The organism is Stenotrophomonas pictorum JCM 9942, assembly GCF_001431585.1.
Classification (GTDB): Bacteria; Pseudomonadota; Gammaproteobacteria; order Xanthomonadales; family Xanthomonadaceae; genus Stenotrophomonas; species Stenotrophomonas pictorum.
In genome coordinates this window covers 1-13449 of sequence record NZ_LLXS01000029.1, presented here as the reverse complement: position 1 = coordinate 13449, position 13449 = coordinate 1, and the positions used below count along the sequence as shown (strand labels likewise).

13 protein-coding genes are annotated in these 13449 nt (G+C 67.6%); 4 read left to right on the top strand and 9 right to left on the bottom strand.

Features of this window, described 5'->3' with window-relative positions; genetic code table 11:
* Positions 1-55 precede the first annotated feature (55 nt).
* From ARC78_RS10310 to ahpC, 5 genes are all read right to left on the bottom strand, one after another.
* Positions 56-1021, bottom strand: a complete 966-nt coding sequence (locus ARC78_RS10310) for a transaldolase (RefSeq protein WP_057506241.1) — start codon at positions 1019-1021, stop codon at positions 56-58.
* A gap of 36 nt (positions 1022-1057) precedes the next feature.
* Complete coding sequence (rnk, locus tag ARC78_RS10305; protein ID WP_054660658.1) at positions 1058-1483, bottom strand: nucleoside diphosphate kinase regulator; 426 nt, start codon at positions 1481-1483, stop codon at positions 1058-1060.
* Positions 1484-1653: 170 nt separating this feature from the next.
* The gene (locus ARC78_RS10300) at positions 1654-2568 is read right to left on the bottom strand and encodes a LysR substrate-binding domain-containing protein (RefSeq protein ID WP_057506240.1); all 915 of its coding nucleotides are present in this window, start codon (positions 2566-2568) and stop codon (positions 1654-1656) included.
* Positions 2569-2644: 76 nt separating this feature from the next.
* Complete coding sequence (gene ahpF / locus ARC78_RS10295; RefSeq protein ID WP_057506239.1) at positions 2645-4243, bottom strand: alkyl hydroperoxide reductase subunit F; 1599 nt, start codon at positions 4241-4243, stop codon at positions 2645-2647.
* 225 nt (positions 4244-4468) lie between these two features.
* Positions 4469-5032 carry an alkyl hydroperoxide reductase subunit C gene (ahpC, locus tag ARC78_RS10290; protein WP_054660843.1) on the bottom strand — a complete coding sequence of 188 codons (564 nt, stop codon included), beginning with the start codon at positions 5030-5032 and terminating at the stop codon, positions 4469-4471.
* Between the two features lie 303 nt (positions 5033-5335).
* Between ahpC and prmC the strand changes: the two genes are divergently transcribed.
* Positions 5336-6178, top strand: coding sequence for a peptide chain release factor N(5)-glutamine methyltransferase (gene prmC, locus ARC78_RS10285; RefSeq protein ID WP_057506238.1), 843 nt, complete (start codon positions 5336-5338; stop codon positions 6176-6178).
* A gap of 209 nt (positions 6179-6387) precedes the next feature.
* Entirely contained in the window at positions 6388-7332 is a 945-nt protein-coding gene (gene pip, locus ARC78_RS10280) for a prolyl aminopeptidase (protein ID WP_054660906.1), read from the top strand.
* A 67-nt stretch (positions 7333-7399) separates the two neighbouring features.
* Here the strand turns inward: pip and ARC78_RS10275 are convergent, their stop codons facing one another.
* Genes ARC78_RS10275 through ARC78_RS10260 form a run of 4 tightly spaced genes read right to left on the bottom strand, consistent with a single transcriptional unit; the run spans position 7400 to position 10245 of the window.
* Positions 7400-8209, bottom strand: coding sequence for an N-formylglutamate amidohydrolase (locus tag ARC78_RS10275; RefSeq protein WP_057506237.1), 810 nt, complete (start codon positions 8207-8209; stop codon positions 7400-7402).
* Complete coding sequence (locus ARC78_RS10270) at positions 8190-8741, bottom strand: NUDIX hydrolase (RefSeq protein ID WP_054659947.1); 552 nt, start codon at positions 8739-8741, stop codon at positions 8190-8192. The genes ARC78_RS10275 and ARC78_RS10270 overlap by 20 nt, the downstream gene beginning before the upstream one ends.
* Positions 8738-9685: a 5'-3' exonuclease gene (locus tag ARC78_RS10265; protein WP_096144951.1), complete on the bottom strand. Its 948-nt coding sequence runs from the start codon at positions 9683-9685 to the stop codon at positions 8738-8740. Before ARC78_RS10265 ends, ARC78_RS10270 begins: the two co-directional genes overlap by 4 nt.
* Positions 9673-10245: a nitroreductase family protein gene (locus ARC78_RS10260; RefSeq protein ID WP_054659949.1), complete on the bottom strand. Its 573-nt coding sequence runs from the start codon at positions 10243-10245 to the stop codon at positions 9673-9675. The genes ARC78_RS10265 and ARC78_RS10260 overlap by 13 nt, the downstream gene beginning before the upstream one ends.
* Before the next feature lie 315 nt (positions 10246-10560).
* Between ARC78_RS10260 and ARC78_RS10255 the strand changes: the two genes are divergently transcribed.
* Positions 10561-12861 (top strand): DUF1631 domain-containing protein, encoded by a 2301-nt coding sequence (locus ARC78_RS10255; protein WP_057506235.1) that lies wholly within the window; start codon positions 10561-10563, stop codon positions 12859-12861.
* 66 nt (positions 12862-12927) lie between these two features.
* Positions 12928-13449: Rossmann-fold NAD(P)-binding domain-containing protein (locus ARC78_RS10250; RefSeq protein ID WP_484600320.1), on the top strand; the 522-nt coding region annotated here is incomplete at its 3' end.

The window sequence follows — 13449 nt, the reverse complement described above, 5'->3', positions numbered from 1 at the left end:
GTCAGCCAGGCCGTCGCAACCCACACCGCTCCTTGATGCAGCGTGTTGCCTGGACTCAGCGGGCCAGTTCGTCGGCGATGCGCGCGCGCAGCGTCTGCAGATCTTTCGCAAACGCATCAATACCGGTGGCCAGCTTTTCGGTGGCCATCGGATCGGCGGCCAGATCGGCATCGAACCGGGCTTGGTCGATCGCGGCGGCATTCACCGCCTCCGCAGCACCAGCAACCAGCTTGCGCGGCAGCTCGCCGAAATCGGCGCCCAGCTTTTCCAGCAGGTCCGGCGAGATGGTCAGACGGTCGCAACCGGCCAGCGCCTCGATCTGTGCGGTGGAGCGGAACGAGGCGCCCATCACCACGGTTGGTGAACCACGGCGCTTGAACTCGGCGTAGACGCCGCGCACGAACTTCACGCCCGGGTCCTCGTCGATGCTGGCCGGGGTCTGGCCGTTGGCCACATACCAGTCCAGGATGCGGCCGACGAACGGTGAAATCAGGAACGCACCGGCTTCGGCACAGGCCAGCGCCTGGGTCGGGTTGAAGATCAGGGTCAGGTTGCAGTCGATGCCTTCAGCCTGCAGCACGCGCGCGGCTTCCACCCCGGCCCAGGTCGCGGCGATCTTGATCAGCACCTTGCTGCGCGGCACGCCGGCCGCCTCGTACATGGCGATGAACTCGCGCGCCTTGGCAATCGTCGCTCCGGTGTTGTGCGCCTGGTCGGCATCGACCTCGGTGGAGACGTGGCCCGGCACCAGCTCGGCCAGCATCGTGCCCACGCCCACGGTCAGGCGGTCGACCACGGCCTTGGCCACGTCCTGCACGTCACCGGACTGGGCCCGGCCCCACTGCAATTCGCGCTCGATCAGGCCGGCGTAGACCGGCAGGTCGAGGGCTTTCCTCACCAGCGTGGGGTTGGTGGTGCAGTCCACCGGCTGCAGGCGTTTGATCGCCTCGTAATCACCGGTATCGGCGACGACGACGGACAGTTCGCGCAGCTGGGCGAGTTTGGAGGGGGCCTGGGTCATTGCATGTTCCTGTACAGCGGTGCCGGCGCGGGGCGCTCAGCGGTGGATGTCGCCAGCGGCTTCGGGCTGGTAGTGGACGGCGGTCACGCGCAGACGCAGCTGGCGGCCACCCGGGGCGGTCCAGTCGATGGTCTGGCCAATGGCCAGGCCCAGCAGGGCGCTGCCGACCGGTGCCAGCACCGACACGCGGCCCTTGTCGAAATCCGCTTCGTGCGGATAGACCAGGGTCAGGGAATGGGTTTCATTGTTCAGTTCGTCTTCGCAGTCGACGCGCGAATGCATGGTGACGATGCCTTCGGGAATTTCTTCCGGCGGCAGTACCTGGGCGCGCTCCAGCTCCTGGGACAGGGCGATGGCGGCCGGGTGCCGGCTCAGGGCCGGGGAATCGAGCAGGGCCTCGAGGCGGGCCATGTCACGGACGGAAACGATGATCGACGGCGGCAGACCGCTGTGGCTGGTCATGGGATATTCCTTATCTGGTGAAAAAACAAGCAAAAGGCGACGTCTTGTCGACGCCGCCCGGGCACTATTGTGCTGGTATCGGGGGCCAGAAAGCGACCCTGCAACGATCATGGGGCCGCTCAGGCCCGGATGCAATGCGGGCCGGGCCGCGATTCAGTCTGGACGCCTGTTCAGTCAGGGTCGGCGCACAGCAGTCCGGCCGGCAATTGTTTGAACACCGCCGCCAGTTGCTGCAGGAGCGCGGCCATGGCCGAGCTTCGGCGCCAGACCATGGCGATGCGGCGGTTGGGTAGCGGCGTGCCGTCGAAGGGGACCAGCCGGATGTTGGGTGAGCGGGCCACCGGCGGCTTCACCGCCAGCATCGGCAGCAGGGTCACGCCGACATTGGCCGCGACCATCTGTCGCAGGGTTTCCAGGCTGGTGGCTTGGAATTCGGATCTTTCCAGCGCGCCGGCCAGATGGCAGACATCCAGCGCCTGGTCGCGCAGGCAGTGACCGTCCTGCAGCAGCAGCAGGCGCTGTTCGGCCAGATCATCCAGGCGCAGCGAGGTGTGGGCGGCCAGCGGATGGCCTTCGGGGGCGGCCAGCACGAACGGTTCCTCGAACAGGAACTCGGTGTGCAGCTGCTCGTCGTTGACCGGCAACGCCAGCAGCGCCGCGTCGAGCTGGCCGTTGCGCAGCTGTGCCAGCAGCACGTCGCTCTTTTCCTCCACCAGCAGCAGCTCCAGCTGCGGGAAGCGTTCGCGGATGCCGGGAATCACATGCGGCAGCAGGTACGGGCCCAGCGTGGGGAAGATGCCCAGCCGCACGGTGCCGGCTTCCGGGTCGCGCGAACGGCGGGCGGCTTCCTTCATCTGCTCGACCTCGGCCACGATGCTGCGCGCCCGCATCGCCGCCTCGCGCCCGGCCGGCGTCAGCATCACCTTGCGCGGCGCCCGTTCGACCAGCGACACGCCCAGTTCCTCCTCCAGTTTCCGGATCTGGGTGGACAGGGTGGGCTGGCTGACAAAACACGCCGCCGCGGCGCGGCCGAAGTGCTTGTGCTCGGCCAGCGCCACCAGATACTTGAGGTCACGCAGGTTCACAGTGGACTCCGTTCACGTGGGCGCCGGGTGCCGGCGCCGACAGAGCGACGCCCCGCGGGGCGGGGCGTCGGAGGGTTCAGGCGGTTTCCACCACCGCGGTGGCCGCCGCCGGCTGCGGTGCGGAGCTGCGGATCAGGTGATCGAACGCCCCCAGTGCGGCGGTCGAGCCGGCGCCCATGGCGATGATGATCTGCTTGTACGGCACCGTGGTGCAGTCGCCGGCGGCGAACACGCCCGGCACACTGGTCTGGCCGCGCTCGTCGATGACGATCTCGCCCCGGTTGCTGAGTTCCACCGTGCCGCGCAGCCACTCGGTGTTGGGCAGCAGGCCGATCTGCACGAAGATGCCTTCCAGCTCGACCCGGTGCGAATCGCCGCCGACGCGGTCGGTATAGACCAGGCCGTTGACCTTCTGGCCGTCGCCGAGCACTTCGGTGGTCTGCGCGTTGAGGATCACCTTCACATTGGGCAGGCTGTACAGCTTGTCCTGCAGCACCTGGTCGGCACGCAGCTTGCTGTCGAACTCGAACACGGTGACGTGGCTGACGATGCCGGCCAGGTCGATGGCCGCTTCCACGCCGGAGTTGCCGCCGCCGATCACCGCCACGCGCTTGCCCTTGAACAGCGGACCGTCACAGTGCGGGCAGTACGCCACGCCCTTGTTGCGGTACTGGTCCTCGCCCGGCACGTTCATCTGCCGCCAGCGGGCGCCGGTGGACAGGATCACCGTCTTGGATTTCAGCGAGGCACCGTTCTCCAGCTGGACTTCGACCAGACCATCGGCACCGGCCGGCACCAGTCCGGTGGCGCGCTGCAGGTTCATGATGTCCACCTCGTACTCGCGCACGTGGGCTTCCAGTGCGGCCGCCAGCTTGGGGCCCTCGGTGTGCTGCACCGAGATGAAGTTCTCGATCGCCAGGGTGTCCAGCACCTGTCCGCCGAAACGCTCGGCAGCGACACCGGTGCGGATGCCCTTGCGCGCGGCGTAGATCGCCGCGGCCGCGCCGGCCGGACCGCCGCCCACCACCAGCACGTCGAACGCGTCCTTGGCCTTGATCTTCTCGGCCTCGCGGGTTGCCGCGCCGGTGTCGAGCTTGGCGACGATCTGCTCCAGGCTCATGCGGCCGGAGTCGAACATCTGCCCGCCCTGGAACACCATCGGCACGGCCATCACCTGGCGCTGCTCCACTTCCTGCTGGAACGCCCCGCCCTCGATCACCGTGGTGCGGATCTTCGGGTTGACGATCGCCATCAGCGCCAGCGCCTGCACCACGTCCGGGCAGTTGTGGCAGGTCAGCGACATGTAGACCTCGAAATCGAACGCCTGATCGATGGCCTTGATGCTGTCGATCACGTCCTGCGCCACCTTCGGCGGATGGCCGCCGGTCCACAGCAGGGCCAGCACCAGCGATTCGAACTCGTGGCCCAGCGGCAGGCCGGCAAAACGCACGCCATGGTTCTCGCCTTCGCGGGCGATCACGAACGAGGGGGTGCGGGCATCGGTGCCGGTGGCATCGAGCGTGATCTTGCCGTTGCCGGCGGTGACGATGTCGTCCAGCAGGCCGCGCATGTCCTGGCTGGCGGCGCTGTCATCGAGCGAGGCGATCAGGCGCAGCGGTTGGCGCAGCAGGCCCATGTACTGCTGCAACTGGGTCTTGAGGGATTCATCAAGCACGGCGCAACTCCTTGGATCGGGGCAAAGCGGGGGGGAGGGCACGGTTGCGGGGCAACGTACCGGTTGAAGTAGGGGTGAACCGCACCGGGCTTTTCCGGCTGGCCTGCACGCCGCTGGCTGGCGTCAAACCCGGTGCGGTTCACCCCCACGCCCGCCGCACAGGCGGGGTGGGAGTGCCCGGGCGAGGAGCCGGATTTCCGGCCCCTCGCCACGGAGCTGTGGCGCTTAGATCTTGCCGACCAGGTCCAGCGACGGGGTCAGGGTCTTCTCGCCTTCCTTCCACTTGGCCGGGCAGACCTGGTTCGGGTTGGCGGCGGTGAACTGGGCAGCCTTCAGCTTGCGCAGGGTCTCGGAGACGTCACGGGCGATCTCGTTGGAATGGATTTCCATGGTCTTGATCACGCCTTCCGGATTGATCACGAAGGTGCCGCGCAGGGCCAGGCCTTCTTCCGGAATGTGCACGCCGAAGGCGTTGGTCAGCTGGTGGGTCGGGTCGCCGACCAGCGGGAACTGCGCCTTGCCCACGGCCGGCGAGGTTTCATGCCACACCTTGTGCGAGAAGTGGGTGTCGGTGGTGACGATGTAGACCTCGGCACCGGCCTTCTGGAACTCGGCGTAATGCTCGGCGGCGTCTTCGATCTCGGTCGGGCAGTTGAAGGTGAACGCTGCCGGCATGAAGATCAGGACCGACCACTTGCCCTTCAGCGAGGCGTCGGTGACTTCGATGAACTTGCCGTTGTGGAACGCGTTGGCTTTGAACGGCTGAACCTGGGTGTTGATAAGGGACATTGAAGATTCCTCTGGGTTGAAGGGGTGGGGTGAAGCGTTGGAGCAAAGACTAATAGGCGGGATCTTATAAAACAAATGAATTTAATGCATCGGATCAATAGGTTAATGCTATCGATCCCGTTTCATCCACTGCCCACGCGGCCTGATATCGGGGGCGTTACCGGGTTTCCAAGGCGGTTCCGGCTGAACCTGAATGATCTGGCATAGGCAGGCTTTATCCATCGCCCCGCGATGGCGGTAGGCAGCGCCGGGCGCGGTGACTATCCTCGCCCCCTTGGAAAATTCCCGCGAAGAGGTAGAGAAGTGTCCACGGTGAAGGTTGCCGAGCTGTTGCGGGAAGCCGCTACGCGTCTGTCCGGTGAAGACGCCCGCCATGAGGCCGAACAGTTGCTGCTGCATGTGCTGGGGGTGGAGCGGGCCTGGCTGTTCGCCCATGCCACCGACGCGGTGGCCGACGAGGCCCGGCAGCGGTTCGAACTGCTGCTGCAGCGCCGGGCCGAGGGCCATCCGCTGGCTTATCTGACCGGCCGGCGCGGTTTCTGGACGCTGGACCTGCAGGTCAATACCGCCACGCTGATCCCGCGCCCGGAAACCGAGCTGCTGGTGGAACAGGCGCTGGCACGGTTGCCGGCCGATGACATGGTGCGGGTGGCCGACCTGGGCACCGGCAGCGGTGCGGTGGCCCTGTCCATCGCCAGCGAGCGCCCGTTGGCGACGGTGATGGCCACCGACGTGCTCGGCCCGGCGCTGGCGGTGGCGGTGAAGAATGCGCAGGCGCATGGGCTGGACAATGTCTGGTTCCGTCGCGGCCACTGGTACGCGGCGCTGGGCGCGGACCGCTTCGACATGATCGTCAGCAATCCGCCGTATATCGCCGCCAACGATCCGCATCTGCAGCAGGGCGACCTGCGTTTCGAGCCGCCGCCGGCGCTGGCCTCGGGCGCCGACGGGCTGGATGCGATCCGCGAGATCATCGCTGGCGCGCACGAACACCTGGTGCCCGGCGGCTGGCTGCTGCTCGAACACGGCCGGGACCAGGGCGCCGCGATCCGTGACCTGCTGGCGCAGGCCGGTTTCACCAGCCCCGGGACCGTGCAGGACCTGGAGCGGCGCGACCGGGTCACCCTGGGGCGTTGGCCCGGCTGATAGCCGGCGGCGCGGCTGTGGCGCATGGACTACAGCGACACGTGGCGGTTGCGCCAGGCGCGCCCGCGGTTCGACGGATGGCTGCTGCGGGATCGGATCACCGCGGCCCGCGATCGGTCGCGGTTGGTGTCCCGCCGGAGGGGCGCTGAGCGGGCAGTCGTCCCCGGGCGCTGCGCTAGACTGTGGGGCCTGTTTCCAGCGAGGTTGCCATGCGCACGCTCTATCCGGCCATCGAGCCCTACGACACCGGCACGCTTGCCGTTGACGACCGCCACACCCTGTATTTCGAGCAGTGCGGCAATCCGAACGGCAAGCCGGTGGTGATGCTGCATGGCGGCCCCGGCGGCGGCTGCACCACCAAGATGCGCCAGTTCCACGACCCGTCCAGGTACCGCATCATCCTGTTCGACCAGCGCGGCTCGGGCCGTTCCACGCCGCACGCCGATCTGGTGGACAACACCACCTGGGACCTGGTCGCCGACATCGAGAAGCTGCGCGAGAAGCTCGGCGTCGAGAAGTGGCAGGTGTTCGGCGGCAGCTGGGGCTCGACCCTGGCGCTGGCCTATGCGCAGGCCCACCCGCAGCGGGTCACCGAACTGGTGCTGCGCGGCATTTTCATGCTGCGCCGCTGGGAACTGGAATGGTTCTACCAGGAAGGTGCCAGCCGCCTGTTCCCGGATGCGTGGGAGCACTACCTCAAGCCGATTCCGGCAGTGGAGCGGCACGATCTGATCTCCGCCTTCCACCGCCGCCTGACCAGCGAGGACGAAGCCACCCGTCTGGCTGCCGCACGCGCCTGGAGCGTATGGGAGGGCGCGACGAGCTTCCTGCATGTGGATGACGACTTCATCAACAGTCACGAGGATCCGCAGTTCGCACTGGCCTTTGCCCGCATCGAGAACCACTACTTCGTCAACGGCGGTTTCTTCGAAGTGGAAGACCAGCTGCTGCGCGACGCGCACAAGATCGCCCATATCCCGGGCGTGATCGTGCACGGCCGCTACGACGTGGTGTGCCCGCTGGCCAATGCCTGGGACCTGCACAAGCTCTGGCCCAAGGCGCAGCTGCACATCACCCCGGGCTCGGGCCATTCGGCCTTCGAGGCCGAGAACGTGGACGCGCTGGTGCGCGCCACCGATGCGTTCGCCGCCTGAGCGGATGCGCCACTGAAGGGAAAACGGGCGGCCTGGGCCGCCCGTTCGCGTTTCCGGCCGGGTTCGCTCAGGCCAGGGCCAGCAGCGCTGGCTGCAGGGCGCGGAAGATCCGCTCCAGGCGCGCCGCCCAGGCGTGCTGGCCGGCTGCCCCGGCGATCAGGTCCTGGCGGATCTCCAGTTCCACATGCACCAGTCCGCGGCCTTCGCCGTGCACCGGCACCGCGTAGTCGCTGCTGCTGTTGACCGAATACGGCTGGTTGTCGCCGACCACCAGGTCACCCTCGTCACGCAGCGCCCGCAGCAGGGCCTGGGCGAAGCGGGTGTCGCGGTGGTACAGCACGCCGGCGTGCCAGGGGCGCTGTATGCCGTCCATCGCCGGGGTGAAGCTGTGCATCATCACCAGCAGCGTCGGCAGGCCGGCGTCGCGTCGGCGCGCCAGTTCGGCCTCGATGCGGGCGTGGTAGGGCGTGTGGATGGTGTCGATGCGCTGCCGGCGCTGCGCATCGCTCAAGCCGAGGTTGCCGGGAATGGCGGTGCCGTCGCTGGTTTCCGGAATCAGCGTCGGTGACGCCAGCGGCCGGTTGCAGTCGATCAGCAGGCGCGAATAGGTCTGCTCGATCGCCCACGCATCCAGCCGCCGCGCCAGTTCACGGGTGGTGCCGGCGATGCCGATATCCCAGCCGATGTGGCGGTCCAGCTCGTGCGGCGGCAGCCCGAGATTTTCCAGCGTCGCCGGCACGCATTGGCCGGCATGGTCGGCCAGCAGCAGGAAAGGCGAGCGGCCGTGCGGGTTGTGCACGGTGAACACGGCCGGATCGCTGCTGCCCAGCAGCGGGACGGGGCGGGTATTGCCCGAATCAGCCACGTGGGGTGCCATCCAGATGGTGTTCGATCATCCACAGCCCGGCCCAGAGCTTGGCGTCCAGCTCGTAGCCTTCGCCCATCTTCTCCACCAGCCAGGCGGCGGCGCGGGCGCGCGGGATCTCGTGCACGGTGATGTCCTCGCTGCCATCGCCACCGCCGGCACCGACCTTGCGCAGGCCGGTGGCGCGGACGAAGGCGATCTTCTCGCTGCTGGCGCCGGAGGAGGTGGGGCCGATCATCAGCACCTCGGCGTGCGCGGCGGTCCAGCCGGTTTCCTCTTCCAGCTCGCGCACCGCCGAGGCCTCGATCGACTCGCCGGCGTCGATGTCACCCACCAGCCCGGCCGGCATCTCGATGGTGCGCGCCTGCAGCGGCACGCGGAACTGTTCGACGAACAGCACATTGTCGGTCGGGGTGACGGCGATGATGATCGCCGCCAGTCCACCGGCATGGGTGCGCTCGGAATATTCCCAGCTGCCCCGCACCAGCATGCGCTGGTATTTGCCTTCATAGACGACGCGGGGTTCTGCGGTGTTGTGATTCATGCGAACTCGTTGACGGAAGCGGGAGGGGATTCCAGTCCGGCCGCGGCCAGCAGCCGGCGCCGGGTCATCGGGCCGAAACGCAGCGCCTCGCACAGCCCGCCGAGCATGTCGGCATCGGCCTGGGTACGGAGGAAGCCGGGCTGCGCGGTGGCCAGCGGCGCGTCCACGGCAATGGTGGTCAGCTGGCGGAAAAGCAAGGCCTGCTCGCGCTGCTCACGCAGGCGCGTGGCCATCGTGGCCGCACCGCGCAGGCGCAGGAACGGCACCTCGTCGATGCGTTCGAGCAGCGTGTCCAGGCTGCCGAAATGCGCCAGCAGCACCGCTGCCGATTTGGCGCCGATACCGGACACGCCGGGAATGTTGTCCACCGCATCGCCGCACAGCGCCAGGTAGTCGGCAATCTGATGGGCGTGCACGCCGTGCCGGGCTTTCACCCCGGCCGCGTCCCAGCGCTGGTTGCGCGCGTAGTCCCACTGCTGGTCGTGGTCGCCCAGCAGCTGCGAGAGGTCCTTGTCGGCGGAGATGATCACTCCGCGCAGCGGGTGCGCGCGCGCCGCATGCAGCGCGCTGCCGATCAGGTCATCGGCCTCGTAGGCGCGGTCGCCCAACACGTTCAGGCCCAGCGCGGCGCACAGTGCCTTGCAGTGGGCGAACTGGCGGCGCAGTTCTTCCGGGGCCGGATCGCGGTTGGCCTTGTAAGCGGGGTAGAGCTGATGGCGGAAGCCGCTGTCCAGCGCCTCGTCGAACGCCACGGCGATGTGCCGTGGACGCTCGCGTTCGAGCAGGTCCAGCAGAAAACGGGAAAAGCCATGTACCGCATTGACCGGCCAGCCCTGGCTGTCCTGGAAGTCGTCCGGCATCGAATGCCAGGCGCGGAAGATGTAGATGCTGGCATCGATCAGGTACAGCGGTTGCGGCACGGCGGCTGCGTTCACGCCTGCCAGTCCTGCAGCAGCACCGCCGGATCGGGGCGGTCGCGTTCGGGTGCCTGCAGCTTCGGTGTACCGATATGGATGAAGCCGACAATGCGCTCGTCTTCGGTCAGACCCAGATATCGCGCCACTTCCGCGTCATAGGCCATCCAGGCGGTCAGCCACTGCGCACCGAAGCCGAAGCCCTGGGCGGCCTGCAGCAGCGCAAAGCAGACGCAGCCGGCTGTGAGCAGCTGCTCCTGCGGTGGCACCTTGTCCTCCTGCAGCCGCGCGATCACGGTGATGATCAACGGGGCGTGCGAGAAGCGCAGACGGTCTTTCTCCACCGCGGCCTCGGCCACCTGCGGGTTGCGCTCGCGGCTGCGGCGGGCGAGGAATTCGCCCAGACTGTGACGGGCATCGCCGCGCAGGCGCAGAAAACGGAACGGCACCAGCTTGCCGTGGTCGGGTACGCGGACCGCCGATTGCAGCATGCGCAGCACGGTGGCGTCGTCCGGAGCGGGGGCCTCCAGCAGCCGTGAGGGAACCGAGCGGCGCTGGTCCAGCGCTTGCAGGAAGCAGTTGTCGGGCATGGGGGCTCAGACAGGGAAAACGGCCATCGATTATAGACGTCGGGGCCCGCGGGGCCGGTTGTGACGGGCTGCCCGCCAATTCTGTGCACTGCGTCCGCATGGCTGAATGTGCGCAGATTCGCCAACAACCGGCGTGCCGCTTAGCATGGCACTCCATACCGGGACGCCGGTCACGAGGTACGAAGTGCGCACTCCATCACTGACCCTGTTCAGCTTTCCCGCCTACCATGTGCGGGCGGAAACAGGGATAGCGTCCGTCCACTCTTATCTGATACCCAACAACCGAGCGTTTGTCCGGGTGTGGAGCTGTTGCGCATGATGTCCAATCCGCATCCGTCCGGGCACTCCGGGCAAAACCGGGCGCTGCTGGTGCAGGTGCGCAACGCCGTGCTGCCTGCGCTGGGGGCCTCTTTCGGCAAAGTGCTGGCCGGTTTTGACGATGCCCTGTTCGATCGCGCGGAAGGTGCCGGCGCATCCCAGCTGTTGTTCCTGGACGGCATGCGTGAACTGCGTCGTCGCCGGGAGGAAATTGTCACCCTGTTCAACACCCATCTGCGCAAGGCGTGGGATGCGTTGGAGGCGGGTACCGTTCAATCGGCTGAAAGCGTACTGGCCGGTCAGACCGAGGGTGGGCTGAGTCTGGTACCCGAACATGTGCTCGAATCGCGGCTGGCGGTGCGCAATTTCGCCACCGTGCTGCTGCGCGACTGGAAGCCGGTGCTGGCCCGGATCGACCGCCGCCTGGCCTGGATCGGGGGCGTTGCCGAACTCGATGCCGATACCAACCCCATTGGTGCCGAGCACATCGGTGTGGCCGTGCACGAGGCGTTTTCCACCTGTGATCTGGCGCCGGAAGTGCGTCTGGTGCTGATCAAGCTGTGCGAGCGCGAGTTCGCGCACATGATCGGCAAGGTCTACCAGAGCCTGGACGAGCAGCTGGCGCAGGCCGGCGTCATGCCGGAGATTTCACAGCCGCGCCGCGCCGCGCCGCGGCCGGCCGCGCAGGTACCGTCGGCGTCTGCCGCGGAGACCGGAGAGGACCTCTACGATCCGCAGCAGGCCCCGGCGTGGGCGCGCCGGTTTGTCGATCGCTGGAGCCAGCGGCGCGGTGCGATGTCGGCCGCCGAGTCCAGCGGATATGGCGCTGGTCATGGCGAGCCAAGCGCCGGTCCCGCGAGCCCTGCCGTATTGCTGGAAGCGCTGCAGGAACTGCTGGCGCAGACCCGCCACGTACGCGAGGACGCCACCGCGGCCGCGCAGGTGGCGGTCGGCCAGCAACGGCCGCTGAGCCAGCGCGAAATGATGTCGGTGCTGTCGCTGCTGCAGGCCACCCCCAGTGCCACGCTGCGTGCGGCGGTGGGCGAGGACGGCGAGTCGCTGGCGCAGCGCCTGAAGAGCGAGGTGCTGTCCGGTGCCACCCAGCTGGGCGTGGACCCGAGCCAGGCCCGGCTGGACCCGCAGGACGAGGATGCGATCGATCTGGTCGGCATGCTGTTCGACGTGATGCTGGACGAGCGTGAGCTGGAAGGCCGCTCGCGCGAACTCATCGGCCGTCTGGTGGTGCCGTTCGTCAAGGTGGCGCTGCTGGACCGGCGGATGTTCGTGCAGAAGACCCACCCGGCGCGCAAGCTGCTCAATTCACTGGCCGAAGCCTGTGAGGGCAATACCGGCGAAAGCCCGGCCGAGCGGGTGCTGATGGGCAAGGTCGAGGAGATCATCGAACGCCTGATTGCCGAGTTCAACGAGAACCTGGCCATCTTCCTGACCCTGGAAGAAGAATTCCGCGACTTCCTGGGCCAGCACCGCCGGCGTATCGAAATCGCCGAGCGTCGTGCGGCCGAGACCCAGCGCGGCCAGGAAAAGCTGGAACTGGCGCGTACCCGTGCTGCCGCCGAGCTGGAAAAGCGTCTGGCCGGCGCGCCGTTGCCCGGTGCCATCGCCGATTTCCTGCGCCAGCCGTGGAGTCATCACCTGACCCTGAGCCTGCTGCGCGAAGGCGAGAGCGGCGAGGGTATCGACGAGGCGCTGGCGCTGGCCGATACGATGCTCGAAGAAGTGGCCGAGGCGCGCCGGCATATCGTTGGCAAGCTGTGGCTGCAGACCAGTCAGCCGGTGTTGCGCAAGGTGTTTGCCAGCGTCGGTCTGCACGGCGAGGCCAGTGTGGTGGCCATCGACGCGCTGCATGACACCTTGCAGTCCATCGCCGAGGCCCGTCCGGAACTGGAGCGGCCGTTGCCGGAACTGCCGCAGGTGGCCTTGCCCACTCCGCCGGCCCCGGAGAATCCGGCCATCGAACTGGGCGGAGCCGCGCACGCGCAGGATTTCGACCACACCGATGCCGACCGCTTCCGTCATATGGAAATCGGCACCTGGCTGGATTTCGTCGACAAGGATGGCAAGGTCCAGGCCGGCAAGCTGTCGTGGGTGAGTCCGATCTCCTCGCGACTGCTGTTCGTCAACCGCCGCGGGGTGCGTTTCTGTGTGGCTTCGCCGGAGGAACTGGCGGTGATGGTGCGGCTGGAGCGGCTGCGCCCGCACATGGACGATGGCGCCTTCGACAGCGCGATGCAGGGCGTGATCGACCGGCTCGATCCGCAGACCGCCACGCTGCACTGATTCCCTTCACCGGCGGCGGCTTTGCTACGATCCGGGGCGGCAGATGACTGCGCATCGGGGACGGGTATGGCCGTTGATGTAAGCGTGTTGAAAGAAGCTGCACAGGGCGAGCGGCGGGTGGCCGCCACGCCGGAAACCGTCAGGAAACTGCTGGCCGCCGGTGCCCGGGTGCATGTCCATCCCGGAGCTGGCAGCGCTGCCGGTTTCACCGACCAGGCCTATCGCGAGGCCGGTGCGCAGATCAGCGATGCGCTGGAATCGGCCGATGTGGTGCTGTGTGTACAGGCACCGCCACCGCCGACCATCGCCCGGCTCAAGCCCGGCGCGGTGCTGGTGGGCATGCTGCAGCCGCAGGCCGATCCCGCGCGCGCCGACGCACTGCAGGCCCGCCAGTTGCAGGCTTTTCCGCTGGAAAAATTGCCGCGCACCACGCGTGCGCAGGCCATGGATGTGCTCAGTTCCCAGGCCGGCATGGCCGGCTACAAGGCGACCTTGATCGCCGCGCAGCTGGCGCCGCGGTTCTTTCCGATGCTGACCACGGCCGCCGGCACCATCCGTCCGTCCAGGGTGCTGGTGGTGGGGGCGGGC

Bases quoted from the DNA above. Each gene is read 5' to 3' on its own strand.
- rnk (WP_054660658.1), bottom strand. From the start codon at position 1,483: ATGACCAGCCACAGCGGTCTGCCGCCGTCGATCATCGTTTCCGTCCGT.
- pip (WP_054660906.1), top strand. From the start codon at position 6,388: ATGCGCACGCTCTATCCGGCCATCGAGCCCTACGACACCGGCACGCTT.
- ahpC (WP_054660843.1), bottom strand. From the start codon at position 5,032: ATGTCCCTTATCAACACCCAGGTTCAGCCGTTCAAAGCCAACGCGTTC.
- ARC78_RS10260 (WP_054659949.1), bottom strand. From the start codon at position 10,245: ATGCCCGACAACTGCTTCCTGCAAGCGCTGGACCAGCGCCGCTCGGTT.
- ARC78_RS10275 (WP_057506237.1), bottom strand. From the start codon at position 8,209: ATGGCACCCCACGTGGCTGATTCGGGCAATACCCGCCCCGTCCCGCTG.
- ARC78_RS10255 (WP_057506235.1), top strand. From the start codon at position 10,561: ATGATGTCCAATCCGCATCCGTCCGGGCACTCCGGGCAAAACCGGGCG.
- ARC78_RS10310 (WP_057506241.1), bottom strand. From the start codon at position 1,021: ATGACCCAGGCCCCCTCCAAACTCGCCCAGCTGCGCGAACTGTCCGTC.
- ARC78_RS10270 (WP_054659947.1), bottom strand. From the start codon at position 8,741: ATGAATCACAACACCGCAGAACCCCGCGTCGTCTATGAAGGCAAATAC.